Below are 16,821 nucleotides of genomic sequence, written 5' to 3'. Positions count from 1 at the left end.
AACCGACTGCTGCGCGGACGCCAGATGAGCAGGACGTTCGACGGACTTCCTACACAGCTTCACAAACAGCACAGTAAGCTAAAGCGCATGGATGCAGGTGTAAACTGCTGCTGTTCGGATAGATGAGTAGGTAAAGCTGGTGGTTTTACGGTTTGCGCGATGAAGCCAGCGGAGCCTGATTCGGGAACTCCAGGTCGCAAACGGCCCGGAAACCGATGTGAGCGGCCGGGCCCTGGTAGCTGCCGCACTCCTGAATAGCGCACGCCGACAGCCGGTCCTGGTAGCTGCCGCCCTTGGTAATGCCCTGTTCCTGCACCAGCTCGGCTACGTTGCCGGTGATGTGGTAGAGCCCCAGGCCGTTGACGGGCAAATCGTAGACGTAGCTGGGCGTAGAAGCCGCCAGGAAATAAGGAGCTTCGCGGCGGCAGTTAAACATCACGATTTCGGACCGCTGCCGGTTGAAAGCCTGAATGTCTTTACGGATCTGAGCCACCGAATTCGGACTGCCCGACCGCTGCCGCAGATAGTCGGCCGCTTGCGGATTCACGTTCACCTCTGCCGTCGAAACCTCGTAGCCGTAGGGCAGCCGGGTGCCGTAGCGGGCCGCGAATTCCCATTCGGCTTCGGTTGGCAGGCGGTACGTGGCGCGCACATAGTCGGGGTCTTTCGGACTGCGGATGCCCCGGCTGTCATTTAGAATCTTGGTGACGGTGCGGCTGCGCCAGCGGCAGTATTCCAGCACCTGCTCGTAGCTGATGCCTACCACGGGATACAGGCGGTAAAACGGATTGGTGAAATAGCCGCGCACAGGCTGCACCGTCGAGTCGGGCAAGTAAAGTTTGATATCGGGGGCGGCGGCAGTCTGTTCCAGGCTGTGCAAAAAGGTCTGCCATTCTACGTTGGGCACTTCCACCTCATCCATCTGAAACCGGTCCCCGATCCAGACGACACCCGGCGGAATCACGCCTTCATTTTCGGCCTGCTGAATCTTGGGGCTGGGCAGCGGCAGCGCGTTCAGGCGGGCCAGGGCCACGGTAGCCGTATCGGCCGCAAACCTGAGTCCAACCACTCGGGCATCGGAAAACCCCCGGTAGGGCAAGGCGGGGCGGGGCGGGCCCACGGGGCGGGCGGCGGTGCCATCGGCGTCGGCGTCGAGGAGTTGTTGCAGCTGCTCGGCACTCCAGTACTGCACGGGTACGGCGGTCTGGGCGCTGTAGGTACCAGGGTGGGCGCTGGTTGGCAAGGTGCCGAGCGAGGGCGCGGGAAATTGGTAGCGAATGAGGGCAGCCTGGCAGCCCGCAAGTCCGCCCAGCACCACCAGCAGCACAAACCGTATATACTTAAAGCGTCGCATGAAGGCTAGGATAAGATCCGGAGGCTATCGGCGTGAATCAGCGTTGAGCTCTGGTAGCGGCCGTCGCGGGGGCCGTTTTCCAGGTTGAGCACCCCGCGCGGGCAGGCCGTGCTGCACATGCCGCACCCCACGCAGGAGGCCCGAATGATCGGCTCGCCCCGCTGGGCATATTGCTTCACGTCGATGCCCATTTCGCACACGTTGGAGCAGTTGCCGCAGGAAATGCACTGCCCGCCGTTCGTGGTAATACGAAAGCGGGAAAAATGCTTTTGCAGCAAGCCCAGATAGGCCGCCATAGGGCAGCCGAAGCGGCACCATACCCGGCTGCCCATAATAGGGTAGAACCCTACGCCAACTACGCCGGAAAATACCGCCCCGATAAAGAAGCCGTAGAACCGGTAGAGACCGTCGGCCGCCGCTCCCAGCAGTGCGCCGTGCAGCACCTGATTGAGCCACATAGCAGCCGTGACCAGAATAATAAGCCCCAGAACGGGGTAGATGATGCGTACTTCCCAACGCCAGGCTGCGCGGCTTTTGTCGGAAAGCTGGCGGTAGGGGTCACCGGCCGTTTCGGCCAGGCCGCCACAGCCGCACACCCACGAGCAGTACCAGCGCTTGCCGTAGAAGTAGGTGAGCACCGGGGTAGCCAGAAACGACATCACCGCGCCCCAAAACACCATAAACACGCCCAGCGCCTGCCCATCCTTCACCAAGTAGTCGATGGTGCCGGGAAACAGGTAGTCGTATTTCAGGGGCCAGAAATAGGTGAAATAGAACTCGGGCTGCTGAAAGAACAGCAGCAGCCCCGGCAACAGAAAGGCAAAGGCCAGCTGAAAAAACATCACCGAGCCAGTCCGGATCAGCTGGTAAGGCGACTGCCGGTATTTCCAGAGGGCGCGGCCTCCCATCAGCAGAATAGCCAGCGTGTAGAAGGTGCCGTAGAGAAACCACTGGTCGGCGGGGCGCTGGCGTAAGGCTTGGCTGGAGGGGTCCAGCGTGTGCACGAGGCCGTTGAGCAGCCCAAAGTTGCCTTTGTCGTCGGGCGAGCTATACCAGTACAGCAGCACGTAAAAGCCGGTCAGCACAACGGCCGTGACCCACGCCAACGCGCCGCGACTGGTGCTGCCGCGCAGCCACAGGTTGTCTTGCTGCACGCCAGCGGGCTTGCGACCGAATTTGTACCATGCCCAGGCCAGGGTGCCGCCGCTGATAAGCGTTAAGGCCGCGTAGAGGCTAAGCCGGGCCCGCCAGGCATCGGCGTCGGAAGCAGCTACCAGCAAAGCCAGAAATCCGCCTCCTATGACTGCCAGCGTGCTTTTCTCCGCAAGCGAGATGTCGGTTAGGGGCGGCTGGGTCAGCGACAGGCTGTCAGCAGCGGGGGAAGAGGGCATCAGAAAGAGGCGGCGAGTTGGAAGAGCGGAAATAGAGCAGTAATATAAGTTATTGGCGGTAAGGAAGTACGCCGCCGCCCCAGATTAATGGTGATGGTGAGGATCCTCACTGGGCTTGCCAAACAGATTCATCAGCGAGCCAACGAGGTACAGCCCCGCCCAGCACAGGTAGAGCCAGGAAAAGCCCTCAGGCAGGCGGTGCACGAAATAGAGTAGAATCAGGTGCGCCGCTCCGCTCATTATCAGGCCCGTGAAGGCAATAAACTGGTAGCTGTTCAGGGCGCTGGGGCGGTAGAGCTTGGAGAAATCCATGGGTAGTGGCAGAAAAAAGAGACGATACAAGAAGCGGAAACCGGGCAAAATAATTCAGCAGCGCCCCAAGGAAAGAACCTGCAGGCAAATCTGCTTTCGCCCAGCAGTTACCGCGAAAAAAGACCTTTGCGGCGTTGCAATACGGCCGCGTGCTGCGGAAACTGCTGATTGAACTGCCGCACCATATCGGCTTCGTGCTGGCGATAAAACTCGGGGTCGAAGTTGGCGGCGCCCAGCGCCGCCACTACCTCCCGAATCGGAGTGCGGGCCTGAATCCAGTGCTCACACACGGTGTGGCGCAACCGCAGACCCAGGGCATTGAAGCCCGTGACGGCGTAGCCCGGAGCGTTTTCGAAGTTGATGCGCAGGCCGTGGTGGCCGCTTTCATGCTCCCAGTAGAAGCTGTCGGTGCCGGCTTCGGGCTGGGCGGGCACGCGGCCGTAGGTCTGGTATTCGAGGTGAAAAAACTTGGCCGAGTTGAACCACACGCCGCGTTGGTAGGGCTGGGGCGTGCCACATAGGGTGTGGGCCACCGTTTCGCCTTGCATGCGCCCCGTGTACCAAAGCTGCTCGATGGGTACTTCATTGGTGCCGGGCTGGCGATGCTGGGCACAGTCGCCGGCGGCATATACATTCGGGACGTTGGTTTGCAGCAGCTTATCCACCAGAATGCCCCGGTCGGTTTCCACGCCCGACGCCTGAGCAAAGCCGACGTTCGGCGTGACGCCCGTGGCCAGGCCCACCCATTGGCAGGCAATTTCCTCGCCCGTGGTGGTGCGCACGGCCCTCACCCGGCCATCGGCATCGCCCAGAATTTCGGCCAGCTCGGTTTGGTACTGCACGGCTACGTGGTTTTCCGTGAATTGCTGATCGACCATCCGGGCTTCGGGCGCGGGCAGCACGGAGCCCCAGTAATGCGCGTCGCGCACCAGCACGGTGGTCTGTATGCCGCGCGAATGCAGCATTTCGGCCAGCTCTACGCCAATCAGGCCGCCGCCCACCACCACCGCCTGCCCGATGCCTTGCGTGTCTTGTTCCATGCGTGCCAGGTCGGGCAGGCTATAGAGGCCCTGCACACCGCGCAGGTGCTGCCCCGGCCAGTCGGCTACGCGGCTCACCGACCCGGTGGCCAGCAGCAGCTTATCATACGGCAGAAGTTGGCCAGTACTAAGCTCCACGTGCTGCTGCTCGGCGTCAAAGTGAGTGGCGGTAGCTTGCAGCAGTGTCAGACGGTTTTCGCGCCAAAACCAGTCCTCGTACGGCTTGATATCCTGGTAGCGCATGTGGCCCATGTACACGTACATGAGCGCCGTGCGGGAGTAATGGTGCTCACTTTCGTCCGAAACAAGGGTAATCTGAGCCTCAGGCTGTAGCCGCCGCGCCGTCAGGGCGGCCGTAACGCCGGTAATGCCATTACCAATAATGAGAAGGCGCATACGAGGGGGAAAGCACGAAAAGCAGGAAAAAGCTCCTAGTAAACCTGGGGAAATCAAATGTAACCGGCAAATCACACAATCCGGTTGCTGGGGTGTTACGTTTGTGGCGTAAGGTTTGCCTGTGGGCTTCGTCGTTGTCACTAAAACTTACTTTTTCTGCTCATGTTTGGATGTAAGCGTTATATCGGGACTTACCTGGTGGCTTGTGGTATGCTCACGGCACCGGTGGCCAGCGTGGCCATGGCTAGAGCCGTGCCCACGCCCCATGCAGTTGCGGCGGCCGATGTAAAAGCCCTGGCAGCGGCTACTGATACGTTCCTAAAAAAGTACGTCAGCCCCGAAGGCAACGTGAACTACCGGGCCGTCAAAAGCAGCCCCGCCCAGCTGAACACGCTGGTCCAGCAAGTGCAGACGATGGCCGTGCAGAGCCTGACGCCCGCCGAGAAAAAGGCATTTTACCTGAACGCGTATAATGTGCTGGTCATTGGGGCGGTACTGGAAAGCTACCCTCTGACGTCGGTCATGAAGCTGCCGGGGTTTTTCGACAAGAAGCAGCTGACGGTAGCCGGCGAGAAAATGACGCTGAACGAGCTCGAAACCAACAAGCTCCGCAAGCCCTACAACGACCCACGCGTGCATTTCGCGCTGGTGTGCGCCGCCAAGGGCTGCCCGCAGCTCAGCCGGGAAGCCTACACGCCCGCGAAGGTCGAAGCCCAACTCACGGCGCAGGCCCAGCGCGTGCTCCGGAATCCGAAGTTTATCCGGGTCGAGGAAAGCACGAAAAAGGTGCAGCTCTCCGAGATTTTCAAATGGTACGACGCCGATTTTAAGGCCACTGGTAAGTCCACGGTGGCCTACATCAACCAGTTTCGGGGCCGTCAGCTGATTCCGGCTGGCTTCACCACTGACTACTATACCTACGACTGGACGCTCAATGACAGCGGGCGGTAGCCAACCTCGCCGCCGGTGGTGCGTAAGCAGCTAGTACATCTAGTGTAGTACTCTAAGCACCACCCATCATGGCTACTGATAACGAAAACGAAGACATCACCCAAAACGGGGCCATCAGCAAAAACGAGCGCCTCGAAAAGGAGAAGGAATACAAAGCCGGCGAAAGCAACGGCAAGCAGGCCAATGACCCTTCGGCAGCCCGCAACACCGGCGCCAATGGCTACACCCAGCGCAGCGACCAGAAAGACCAGCTCGAAAACCTGCACATCGGCGGCGACGACCTGACTCCGCACGGTGCCAACGACCACACCAACGCCGGCGAGCAGGCCCAGGGCCCGGGCTTCGAATCGGAGGGCAGCGTGGAGAAGGATATGGACCTGCGCACCCGCGAGCAGAAGTTTGGCGAAAAAGGTCTCAGCGGCCCGCCCCAGACGCCCCGCGACTAGCATATTATAAACCGTTTGGAAGCCTCGTGCCACTTTGCACGAGGCTTTTTTGTGGCTGCCAGCGCCCCAGGAATCCACTGATGGCTGTAGCTGCGTTCATACCTCAACCTTACCTATGGTAGTACTGGCCGTACTCTGGATTCTGTATTACATGCTGCACAGCCTGCTGGCTACGCTGTGGGTGAAAAACCGGGTGGCCCAGCGCTGGCCCCGGGCTTTTCGCTTCTACCGCCTTGGCTACAATCAGCTGTCGGTCTGGCTGTTCATGGCTATTGTGCGGTATCAGCTGAGTCTGCCGGCGTTGCGGCTGCTGCCCTACCACCCTGCGCTACTGGTGCTGGGCGGCGTGCTGCTGGCCGCTGGCGTAGCCGTAGCCGTACTGGCAATTCGCGGGTACGACGTAGGTGAATTTGCGGGTTGGCGCTACGTACGGCACGGAGCCGGGGCCGCCGACACCCCATTGCAGGTTGAGGGCCTGAACCGCGTGGTGCGCCACCCCTTATACCTGGGCCTGCTGCTGCTGCTGGCCGGAATCTGGCTGTTGCTGCCCACCACTACCGGGAGTGTTTTCGTCGGCTGCGCGGTTCTGTATATTCTGCTCGGAACCCGGCTGGAGGAGCGTAAGCTGCTGCGGCGCTTCGGGGCCGCGTACGTTCGCTACCAGCAGCGCGTGCCGCAATTGTTACCTCGCATAGCGTAGCGGTGGGCCACTGACAGTATCTGTCTCTACAGGAGCGGGTTAGGAAATGGCGGGGCAAGTACGGGAAAATCAGCAGTGAGGTTACGGAAATGTTAGGACGTTGAATGAGTATTTCTATATCTTTATCAACCCTAATTAAAGCTACAACTAAAAGGTTGTTATTACAGGCTTGCTTGCTGCTTTATATCAGGCTAACCGCTCATCTCTTCAACCCCCCAATTTCCACACCTATGAGTACATCTACCCCCTCTAATGAACCAGAAAAAGACGATGCCGCCTTGCTTGCCAGCGAGGAAGAGGATTATTCGTCCGGTAATGGCCGCCTAGCAATAATTGTGGGAGCTCTAGTGCTGTTAGCTGGCCTGGGCTACGCCTTCGTGCCCGTTCAAACGGCAAAATCCGCCATTTCCAGCGTTATGCCGTCTATTATCCTCGGCGATGCTACCGTGACTGGCAGCCGGCCGGTGGAGGAGAAGGCCAAAGAAACCACTACTCCTGAAGAGGATGAAGCCACCGCAGCAGCGGCTGCCGTAGCTAAGCCCGTAGTTCGCCCGACTGCCGCTACCGCCGTGGTAGCCGCCCAGCCGGTGCAGTCTACCGAAGCCGCCCAGCCCGAAGCCGCCCCTGAGCCCGAGGCAGTGGCTACCGCTCCGGCTGCTCCGGCCGAGCCGGCTTCCATCACGCTTTCGGGTCGTATTCTGGATGAGAATGGTCGGCCCCTGGCAGGCGCCACCGTGCTGGTGAAAGGTTCGCGCAAAGGCACGGGCACCGATGCCAATGGCAACTACACGATGGAAGTGCCAGCGGGCGAAAACACGCTGGTATATGGCTACGGCGGCTATCAGGACCAAGAGATTCGGGCCCGGGGTGCTCAGCCGGTCAACGTAACGCTCACGCCTTCGGAAGGCGGCAAAAAGCGGCGGCGGTAAGCGGTGCTACTTGCTCAGTAAAACCCACACACAAAGGGCTTCCCAGTTATTGGGAAGCCCTTTGTGTGTGGGTGGCTGTCGGGTTGAGACTCTACTTGCTCGAATTCCCAGCGAAGCGTTTGCCAAAGAGGAAATAGACGGGGATGCCCAACGCCACCAGCATCAGGCCCCGGCGCGAAAACAATGCGGTGTCTTCCGCTACCAGCAGGATGATGCAGAAAACCGAAGCCAGCACGATATAAATGGCCGGCAGCACTGGGTAGCCCCAGGCCCGGTAGGGGCGGTGCGCCTCGGGGCGCGTGCGGCGCAGCACGAAGATGCCGATGATGGTGATGACATAGAACAGAATTACGGAAAACATAACGTAGTTGAGCAACTGCCCATACGAGCCGCTCAGACACAGCAAGCAGGCCCACAGGCACTGGGCCCACAGCGCCCGGGCCGGAACACCGGCCGTGTTCAGGCGCGCCAGGCCGGGAAAAAATACGCCGTCTTTGGCCATGGCAAAGTAAGCCCGCGCCCCCGACAAAATAATGCCATTGTTGGCCCCGAACGTGCTGAGCATAATCAATACGGCGAGCACTACGGCCCCGGCTGGCCCGAGTACGTGCTCGGCTACGGCAGTAGCCACCCGGTCATCGGTGGCATACATGATGCCGCGCCCAGCCAGTGTGGTGGCATCGGGGGAGCCCTGCAGAGGCAGCACCAGCAGATATACCACGTTGGAGAGGATATACAACACCGTAACGATGGCCGTGCCAATGGCCATGCTGCGCACCAGTGTGCGCTCCGGGTTCACGATTTCCTCGCCCGCAAAACCGATGTTGTTCCAGGAGTCCGACGAAAACAGGGAACCCGTCATGGCCATGCCGACGGCCACAACCAAGCCGCTCAGACTCAGAGGCAGGGGCGCGGCCGTGAGGCCGGGCGCGGGGAAGCGCACGGCGGTCCACATATCCCCGAAGTTGGCCTGCACTGCCTCGGCGTTCAAGCCCAGGGTAAGCCCTCCGATGATGAGCAGCGCCAGGGCTACCAGCTTGGTGCTGCTCAATACGTTCTGAATGAGCTTGCCGGCCCGTACGCCCCGGGCGTTGATGGCCGTGATGCCGATAATCAGAATGATGGCCAGCAACTGCACGCTGCTGAACTCGAAGGTGTAGTCGCCAACCAGCGGCAACGACACGGGCTCGGCCCGAATCAACAGGTTTTTGACGCTGAACCACGGTACCAGCACGCCGGTAAACTTGGCAAAGGCCACGGCCACGGCCGCAATTACACCGGTCTGAATTACCAGAAACAGCGTCCAGCCATAGAGGAAAGCCACCAGCTTGTTGTAGGCTTCGCGCAAATAGACATACTGCCCGCCCACTTTGGGGAACATGGAGGCCAACTCGCCGTAGCTCACGGCCCCGGCCAGGGTGATAACGCCCGTTAGCAGCCACACCACCAGCAGCCAGCCGCTGGAGCCCACCTGCCGGGAGATGTCGGCTGAAACAATGAAAATACCGGAGCCAATCATGCTACCGGTCACGATCATGACGGCGTCGAAAAGGGTGATGGCGCGCTGAAAGTGGCCTTGTTGTTCGGGCATAAAGCAGAAGTCAGGGAGTTTGAGGGCCGGAAGATAGAAAAGAAAACTCCTGCTTTAGCTGCTGCAGCGCCAACTCCAACCCATAAGCCGCCCCGTGGCTGGTAGCCTGCGTAGGGGCTCATCGGCCACGAATTACGGCCCGAACCAGAAGTTGGTCCCGGGCAACGCCCGGTTGGTGTAGTATTATTTCCAGCTTCCCTAGCCGGTCTACCTTTGCTTCAACGATAAGCACAGCAGCCTTGTCTGGTTGTCGCGGCGGCTGTTTGGCCGCGCTTCAGTGGTTGTCCAATTCTGTTGTTTCTCACTTTCATCCGTACCTATCTATGCAATTCTCAACTCTACGATTCGGTATTACCGCCCTGGCTATGGGCGCGTTGAGCAGCTTGTTCAGCTGCAGCAAGGAAGATACGCAGGAGGTTGCTCCCAAAGCCGCCGCCACTACCCAACAAGCCGTGGGCGCCAGCCTGACTGCGCAACAGCTCAACTGGCAGAAATTTACGGCTGACGTGGAAGCCGGTCGGCAAGCAGACGCCTTTGGTCAGTACGTCAGCAAAACTACCCAAGTGGCCAGCACCGGAGATGTGCGTATTACACGTCCCAAGCGCGACTTTGTGCTGACGGCCGGCAAAGGCGGAATAGGAGCCGGCGGAAGTTCGGTAGGCGCTAGATATCCAGTGATAGAAGAGCCCTGCGACGGGTGCGGCGGGGGCGGCTACACGCCTCCTACGTACACTTTTGTCAGCAGCGAAAACATCGGGGGCTCGCCTAATAATCCCGATGGCTACATTCTGGACATGAAGCTGATTGACAATAACTGGGCGAGCTGGCAGTTTCCGGGCTACACCATGCTGAACCTGGATCTGAACAAAGGAGCCGGCGGCCGATACATCTACTTCACCTTCACCCGGGAGCCCTACTGGGTGCAGTTTGCTGACGGCAGACCCTTGCGGCAGTTCAGCATCAAAACCCGCAGCACCAACCCCGCAAATCCATCCGTGCCCGCCGACCATGAGCCGCTGTGGTACGCTCAGAATACCACTAACTCTCCCTATGTCGGGCAGCTGGACCTGAACGAGGGTGCCGGCGGCGACTACATCTATTCCTACGTGTCGCGGCATGTAGGCTTCGGGTCGCCGGTTCGGGAAGTGGGCGTGGTAGCCAGCAATAGCTCGACGGTGCAGCCGCCCGCAGGCTGGGAGCGGGTCGGCGTCGACCTCAACAAAGGTGCCGGTGGCGATTATATCTATCTATGCTTTAAGCGTTGATTTATCAGTTAATTCTATAGTTGAGTAGTTGATTTTTATAGGTTGATTATTAGTTATTTATAAGTATAAAAAGGGGCGAAACAGATAGATTCTGTTTCGCCCCTTTTTTCGTTTAGAAGAGAGCTGGAGAAGAGGTCTGTTTCAGCAAGCCACTACCAGATCAGGCCGGCCGGGTACACGGGTTTCGTAAAAGCCTGAGCCCGTTCGTATGGCGCTCATTACAGCAACCGCTCAGAACTCGCTACGGTCGTACCAGCTGCGCATGCGCCAGGGGTCCATACGGTTTTTGCGCACCAGTACGAGGCGGGCACTACCGGCTCCGGTAAAGGTCTGGTTGTCGCGCTGCTCGATGGTGAGGCTGAAAGACCGCTCGACGTAGGCCAGCGTATCGGAAAAAGCCGTGTCGGAAGTGGGTAGGTACTGGGTCCACTGCAGATTGGCGGTGCGGGCGGCCCGGAAAAGGCGGTATGTCGTATTCACTTCCACGTCGCGGTTCCAGGAACGGTCCACGTTGTTAGCGAAGTCGCGGAAAGTGAAGGTGAAGCGGCGGTCCAGCAGCTGCCCGTACAGCGTGGAGTCGCGCAGCTGGTAGCTGGCCCGAAACCGCTCAAAAAAGCCGCGCACGGTCACGGGGTTGCCCAGCAGCTGGTTTGGGTCGGTGGGCACATCGTCGAGGGCGGGCGCGAATGGGTTGCAGGCCGCCAGCACCGCCGCGCCGCCCACCACGGCCACCACCCCGCTCCGGAAGCGGCGGGCAGGCGAGGAAAAAGCAGACGATAGCCAGGGCAGCATGCGGAATACGTTAGAAGGAAGTAGCGGTCGGCAAAATAACTGCCTGAGGTGGGGGAAGTTAGCGAGTGATGAAATACTTTTTCAAATCGGTCCAGCTGGCGCTGGCCGACGTGCGCTGGTCGCGCCAGCCGGCTATTTTCCACTCGTTGTTGCGCCGCCGCACCAGCAGCCGAATGTTGCCGGCCAGCAGCGCCGGGCGAAACGCCGTGTCCTGCTGTACGACCCGCAGCTGATACAAAGCCGATACCTCCGCCGAGTCAGCCGTAAAGAACTGGTCGCGCCGGTCGGTGAAGATGAGCTGGTTCTGGGCCGATGGGGCCGTGCGGCGGCGTAGGCTGTTGAAATAGTCGCGCTCTTCGCTCACGCTCCAGTTGGCAAACAGCGAAGCGGCCGTGCCCGCCGCCGTGGGGTCGGGCACGAAGCGGTAGCCCGCGCCGCTGAAGCAGCGCTCGTAGTTCGTCACGTTGGGTCGCTGCACGGCGGTGGTGAAGTTGGTCAGTAGAATATCAATCTGGGTGGGCGTAATCCAGTCGCTGACGGCATCGGCGGGCTCGGGCTCCCGAATCTGGAAGCAAGCCGCGCACAGCAGAGAAGGCAAAAGCAACTGAAGCCAACGACGAAGCATGGAATTCGAAAGAATGTATCTTGTCGAAGATACGATTCGTACCCGGACCAGCCGCACGCAAGGTGGCTGGTTTCTTTCGCTCCCCGCCCGATGCGCCGTTGTTGGTTGTTTCTGCTGCTATTTCTGTTAGGTATTGTCGCTTTGCCTGGCACGGCTCAGCAATTGGCGCGGCCACGGCTTGCGGCGCGTGTGCTGGCCTGTACCATCGAGCCTGTGCAAACGACTGCCTATGCGGGCGAGCCGATTCTCTTTCGGGTGCGCATCGGGAATACAGCTGATTCGGCCGTAACTCTGGTGTATGCCTTGGATGGCTCCGATGGGCTGTTGCGGGTGCCAGCGGCCTACTTTAGTGCCCAGCAGCTAACGCCGGGCTTGCTGCAGCAGGAACCCGGGCGGTGCATCTGCCTCAACGACATCGACTCAACGGATTTTATCAGATTACCGCCGCGAGCTAGCTTCGACCCGTTGGAGAAAGAGGCAAAGTACTCCTTCAAAATCAGCCAAATTTACCCGACTCTGCCGGCCGGCGACTACGCTATTCGCTTTCACTATTCAACCCTGGAACCCCAGCAGGAGCGATGGATGGGCTGGAGCAGCCTGCCGCCGGATGTAACGCAGGAAGAGTGGCGGGCTCGCACCAAACGGCACCGGGAAGCGGTTCGCCAGCAGCTGCAACGGGTGCCCCGGGTGCGCCTCGTCAGCAACCTCGTACGTGTGCATGTGGAGCCTGCCCGGCTGCCGGTAGCGCAGTTGGGTGCCGAATAGCTATTTTTGGCCCCCGCTACTCCCCGCCACCGCGTAATGTCGCATAAGCTTCTGGTGTTTCTGCTTGGCCTGCTGCTGGTTTCGGCCCTGGGCTCCTATATCTATTACCGGCGCGTCGTGGCCAGTGTGCCCGTCGATGCGTGGGCGCTGGTGCCCGATGATGCCGTGTTTGTGGCCGCCACCCGCGACCATGCCACATTGGTGCGCCATCTCAAGGAAACGCAGCTTTGGGACAACCTAACGGCCGTGCGCTACTTCCAGCAGGTGGAGGAGCACGTCACGCTGGTCGATAGCCTCACGGGCACTCGCAACGCGGTACTGCGTTTTTTGGGCACGAAAAAAGTGCTGACATCGGTGCATGTCACCGGCCCGCAAGCTTTCGATGTGCTCTTCCAGGTGCCCATCGGGAGTGTGCGCGAATACCGGCAGGTGCGTACGCTCGTCGATGGCCTGGGCCGCGACCCCCGCTACCAGGTGCTGAGCCGCGACTACCAGGGCGAGCAGCTGACGAACGTGCGTGAGCGGGCTACCGAGCAGGGTGTTACCTTCTTCAACTATCGCAACCGCCTTATTATGAGTGCCAACGCGGACCTGGTGGAAGCCGTGGTGCGGCGCTTGCAGCACCCAGGGTTGCCATCAGTAGCCGCCGATTTTCAGAGCACCGACTTCCTGCAGCTCAAGGATGTGGATGCTACGCTGCTGATTAATTACCGGCGGCTGCCGCAGTTCATGAGCGTATTTTTCCGGGCCGATTCGGGGCCTGACCTCGCGGCCGTAAGCAGCCTGGCCCGCAATGGGCAGTTTGAAATGAAGCTGGCAGGAAATAAGGTCGTCTTCAACGGCTTTGCCAACCCCGAACCCGCCCGCGACGCCCTGCACCAGCGCCTGCGCCAGCAGCCCGCCCAGCGGCTACGAATGGCCGACGTGCTGTCGTTGCGCAGCGCTATAGTGGTGCACCTGGGGCTGGGGCCGGTGCAAGTGCTGCGGTCCGTCCGCCCCGCCGCTGCCGACTCGCTGAGCCTGCGCACCGCGCCGTTGGTCGATAGCCTGGCCGCTGGCCTCATGCAGGAAGTGGCGTTGTGCTACCTGGCCACACCCTCGGCGCGCACTAAGCCGGCCCGGCTGGCGCTGGCCTACTGTGCCAACCCGGCCAGAACGGCGGTGCTGCTTGGGCAGTTGCGGCGGCTGAGCGGGGCCAGTCCGGCTTTTGAGCGGGTCGGGCCGTATCAACTGTATCAAACCGGTGTGCCCGACCTGCCTGCCCGCTTGCTAGGCCCCATGTTCACTGGCTTTGGCCCGCCCGCCGTGGTACAAGTCGGCGACTATGTGGCTTTTGGGGAAGATGCCGAAGCCCTCCGCCTCTGGCTGACCGACGTGGTGGCGGGCGAAGTCTGGAGCCGCTCTCCCACGCAGGTTGCCTTTTTGCAGGAAACCCAGCCGTTGGCCCGCATGCGCGTGCTTATCGATACCCGCAACAGCTGGAACGTGCTGCTGCGTGCCCTGGTAGAAGAGCGCCGCGCCGGGTTGCTGCGCAATGAGACGCTGTTTAAGCGCTTCCCGCAGATAGCGCTGCAATTTGTGCCCGCTACCAACGAAGGAGAACCCGGCGCGCAATATTTCACCCAACTCGTGTTGCGCCACCCTGCCATTGGGCCGGCCGTGGCCAAGCCGCAATCGGCAAATGGCACGGGTGGGGCCCTGGCTTTCAAAACGCCGCTGACCAGCGCACCCACGCTTGTACCAGTCATCGGGACGCGGGTAGCGGGCGTGGTGGTGCAGGACGACCAGCAGGTGCTGCACTACGTGACGCCCGACAACGTAGTGGCCTGGTCCGATTCGCTGCCGGGGCCAGTGGTAGGCCGCATCAGCCGGGCGGCGGGCGGTTCGGGGGGCTATTTGTTTGCTACGCCCACCCAGATTCATGCCCTGGACGAAAGCGGCCGGGAGCAGCCCAACTTTCCGCTGAATTTGCCCGACAGCGTGCGGGCTACTTCGCTTACGGTGTCGCCGGGGAGCGGCCGAACGGCCGCGCGGCTGCTGGTGGGGGGCGGGGGCAGCAACCTGTTTCTCTACGATACCAACGGGCGGGCGTATCCCGGCTGGCAGCCGAAGCAGATGGAGTTTGGCCTGGCCGCGCCGCCGCACTACCTCGTGGTGGGGGGGCGCGACGTGATTGTGGTGCTGCTGGATAATGGCTACGTGTATGCCTACGATGAGCAGGGCAGCGTGTATCCGGGTTTTCCCATTAGCATGGGCGCGCGCCTGCATTCGGGCGCTTTTGTGGAGAGTGGCCCCACACTGCGCCGTACCCGCCTGAGCGTCATTACCCAGCACGGCGAGCGGGTGAGCTTCAACCTGAGCGGCGACATTGTGGAGCGCAGCCGGGTCGCCACCTGGAGCCGTAACTCGGTGTTTCAGCTTATTCCCGACCAAAACCAGCGCGACTACGTGGTGGCCCGCGAAGATGGCGGCCGCCTAAGCTTGTTTGGGGCCACGGGCCGGCTGCTGCTGAGCCAGCGCTTTGTGACGTCCGGCCCCAAATCAGTGCAGTATCTCAACTTTGGCCCGGCCCGCCGCGCTTACGTGCTCACCGAGCCCGGCCCGCGCAAGGCCTACATCTACGACTCCCAGGGGCGCCTGGTCGGTGGCCAGCCCTTCGACAGCAGCCTCCCAACCGTGGGCCTAGACTACGACAGCAGCACCAACACCTATCAGCTCTACCGCGTCATCGGCAACGAGCTGCGCCGCACCGCTTTGAAGATGAATTGAGTGTGTGTTGGTTAGTTGTTAAGCAAACAACGTCATGTCGAACGCAGTGAGACATCTCGCGTGCCACGGTAATCAGATTACTTTGGCAATGTCAGCACGCGAGATTCCTCGCTTCGCTCGGAATGACGTTCTTTTCTAAAAACCAAAAACCAAAAACCAAAAACCAAAAACCAAAAACCAAAAACCAAAAACCAAAAACCAAAAACCAGCCTACCGGTTCGTGAGCCAGCCTTTGCGGTAGAAGTAGATGAGCTGGCCCGTGACGATGAGCGCTAGTATGGCCATTAGTACCGGGTAGCCCCAGGGCTCATACAGCTCGGGCATGTTCAGGTGATTGATGGAGCCGTCAGGGTTTTCACGCTGGAAATTCATGCCGTAGAGGCCCACCACGAAGCTCAGGGGAATGAAGATGCTGCTGATAATGGTCAGCACTTTCATTACCTCGTTCATGCGGTTGCTCTGGTCGGAGAGGTACAGGTCCATGAGGCTGCTGATGGATTCGCGGTAGCTCTCGGCCAGATCCATGGCCTGGATGGCATGGTCGTAGCAGTCCTTGAAAAAGACCTTGGTTTCCTCCGATACCACGGCATCGGGCATGCGCAGGATTTCGGCAATCTTCTCGCGCTCCGGATACACGAGGCGGCGGAAACGCACGATATCCTTTTTGATCTGCAAAATGCGGCTGAGCAGGTGGCGGTTGGGCCGGCCCTGAAAAATCCGGTCTTCGAGCACCTCAATATAGTCGCCGATGGCGGCCATCGTAGGATAGTAGTGGTCGAGCACCACGTCGGTAAGCGCGTAGGCCAAGTACACCGACGACTTGTGGCGGATCATGCTGAAGCCCGAGCGGAGCCGGTTGCGCACCGAGTCGAGGCAGTCGTCGTAGTCATCCTGAAAGGAGAGGACGTAGTTCGGGCCCGTGACGAGGGACAGCTGGTCGTCGTCGATTTCGAGCAGGGAGGTGAACTCCGTCATGCGCGACACCAGGAAGAGACGATTCTCGTCGAACACATCTACTTTGGCCCGCTGGTAGTCGCCCAGCACGTCTTCCATGTGCAGGGCATGAATACGGAAGTCCTGCATGAGGCGCTGCATCAGGGCCAGGTCGTTGTAGCCGCGCACGTCAATCCAGTGCTTCAACTGCGGGTTGGCCTGAAAATAGGCCCATAGCTCGTCGTAGCTGGTGTATTCCTGTTCCTCAAAAACGGTATCGTCGTAGGAAATCAGGAAGAGGCGCGGCACCAGGGAGCCTTCCCGGATGGTGAGCGTGCCGGGGCGCTGGCCCACCTGCTGCTCCCGGGCCTGTTGGGTAGCGGCGCGGTCGGAAACACCCGAGCGGACAGGCTCATCGGCGGGTGCCGGCACCACAGGGGGCGCAAGCGGGAGGTCGGGGGAAGCAGTAGCAGCAGTCATGGGGGCGGGCAGAAGTAAGAGCGCGAGGCTTGTACGTGGCGATGCTACAAAAGCGTTTGGGCGCTGGGGCAATAGGCCAAGC

15 protein-coding genes are annotated in these 16,821 nt (G+C 60.4%); 7 read left to right on the top strand and 8 right to left on the bottom strand.

Annotation, left to right across the window (positions count from 1 at the left end; all coding sequences use genetic code 11):
• Positions 1-145 precede the first annotated feature (145 nt).
• From E5J99_RS00820 to E5J99_RS00805, 4 genes are all read right to left on the bottom strand, one after another.
• Complete coding sequence (locus E5J99_RS00820; protein ID WP_135495818.1) at positions 146-1,354, bottom strand: formylglycine-generating enzyme family protein; 1,209 nt, start codon at positions 1,352-1,354, stop codon at positions 146-148.
• Between the two features lie 5 nt (positions 1,355-1,359).
• Entirely contained in the window at positions 1,360-2,745 is a 1,386-nt protein-coding gene (locus E5J99_RS00815) for a 4Fe-4S binding protein (RefSeq protein WP_135495817.1), read from the bottom strand.
• Between the two features lie 84 nt (positions 2,746-2,829).
• The gene (locus E5J99_RS00810; RefSeq protein WP_135495816.1) at positions 2,830-3,057 is read right to left on the bottom strand and encodes a hypothetical protein; all 228 of its coding nucleotides are present in this window, start codon (positions 3,055-3,057) and stop codon (positions 2,830-2,832) included.
• Between the two features lie 107 nt (positions 3,058-3,164).
• A complete protein-coding gene (locus E5J99_RS00805) occupies positions 3,165-4,493 on the bottom strand; it encodes an NAD(P)/FAD-dependent oxidoreductase (RefSeq protein WP_135495815.1) in 1,329 nt (442 codons plus the stop codon).
• Between the two features lie 210 nt (positions 4,494-4,703).
• Between E5J99_RS00805 and E5J99_RS00800 the strand changes: the two genes are divergently transcribed.
• From E5J99_RS00800 to E5J99_RS00785, 4 genes are all read left to right on the top strand, one after another.
• Positions 4,704-5,444, top strand: a complete 741-nt coding sequence (locus E5J99_RS00800) for a DUF547 domain-containing protein (RefSeq protein WP_167851917.1) — start codon at positions 4,704-4,706, stop codon at positions 5,442-5,444.
• Between the two features lie 68 nt (positions 5,445-5,512).
• Positions 5,513-5,890, top strand: a complete 378-nt coding sequence (locus E5J99_RS00795) for a hypothetical protein (protein ID WP_245318654.1) — start codon at positions 5,513-5,515, stop codon at positions 5,888-5,890.
• A gap of 115 nt (positions 5,891-6,005) precedes the next feature.
• Complete coding sequence (locus E5J99_RS00790; RefSeq protein ID WP_135495813.1) at positions 6,006-6,590, top strand: methyltransferase family protein; 585 nt, start codon at positions 6,006-6,008, stop codon at positions 6,588-6,590.
• 230 nt (positions 6,591-6,820) lie between these two features.
• Positions 6,821-7,519, top strand: a complete 699-nt coding sequence (locus E5J99_RS00785) for a carboxypeptidase-like regulatory domain-containing protein (protein WP_167851916.1) — start codon at positions 6,821-6,823, stop codon at positions 7,517-7,519.
• A gap of 91 nt (positions 7,520-7,610) precedes the next feature.
• Here the strand turns inward: E5J99_RS00785 and E5J99_RS00780 are convergent, their stop codons facing one another.
• Entirely contained in the window at positions 7,611-9,110 is a 1,500-nt protein-coding gene (locus E5J99_RS00780; protein WP_135495811.1) for an APC family permease, read from the bottom strand.
• 323 nt (positions 9,111-9,433) lie between these two features.
• Here E5J99_RS00780 and E5J99_RS00775 point away from each other — a divergent pair, with 323 nt between their 5' ends.
• Positions 9,434-10,375 (top strand): hypothetical protein, encoded by a 942-nt coding sequence (locus E5J99_RS00775; RefSeq protein WP_135495810.1) that lies wholly within the window; start codon positions 9,434-9,436, stop codon positions 10,373-10,375.
• Between the two features lie 231 nt (positions 10,376-10,606).
• Here E5J99_RS00775 and E5J99_RS00770 read toward each other — a convergent pair whose 3' ends face one another.
• Complete coding sequence (locus tag E5J99_RS00770) at positions 10,607-11,167, bottom strand: hypothetical protein (RefSeq protein WP_135495809.1); 561 nt, start codon at positions 11,165-11,167, stop codon at positions 10,607-10,609.
• Between the two features lie 58 nt (positions 11,168-11,225).
• Positions 11,226-11,765 (bottom strand): hypothetical protein, encoded by a 540-nt coding sequence (locus E5J99_RS00765; protein WP_135495808.1) that lies wholly within the window; start codon positions 11,763-11,765, stop codon positions 11,226-11,228.
• Positions 11,766-12,005: 240 nt separating this feature from the next.
• Between E5J99_RS00765 and E5J99_RS00760 the strand changes: the two genes are divergently transcribed.
• The gene (locus E5J99_RS00760; protein ID WP_135495807.1) at positions 12,006-12,557 is read left to right on the top strand and encodes a hypothetical protein; all 552 of its coding nucleotides are present in this window, start codon (positions 12,006-12,008) and stop codon (positions 12,555-12,557) included.
• A gap of 36 nt (positions 12,558-12,593) precedes the next feature.
• Positions 12,594-15,326, top strand: a complete 2,733-nt coding sequence (locus E5J99_RS00755; RefSeq protein ID WP_135495806.1) for a PQQ-binding-like beta-propeller repeat protein — start codon at positions 12,594-12,596, stop codon at positions 15,324-15,326.
• A gap of 210 nt (positions 15,327-15,536) precedes the next feature.
• On the opposite strand, the gene corA is transcribed toward E5J99_RS00755, so the two are convergent.
• A complete protein-coding gene (gene corA / locus E5J99_RS00750) occupies positions 15,537-16,739 on the bottom strand; it encodes a magnesium/cobalt transporter CorA (protein WP_245318653.1) in 1,203 nt (400 codons plus the stop codon).
• Between the last annotated feature and the right edge of the window lie 82 nt (positions 16,740-16,821).

It is taken from the genome of Hymenobacter elongatus (genome assembly GCF_004745955.1).
GTDB classification, from domain to species: Bacteria; Bacteroidota; Bacteroidia; order Cytophagales; family Hymenobacteraceae; genus Hymenobacter; species Hymenobacter elongatus.
This window is presented reverse-complemented; position numbering and strand designations above follow the sequence as displayed.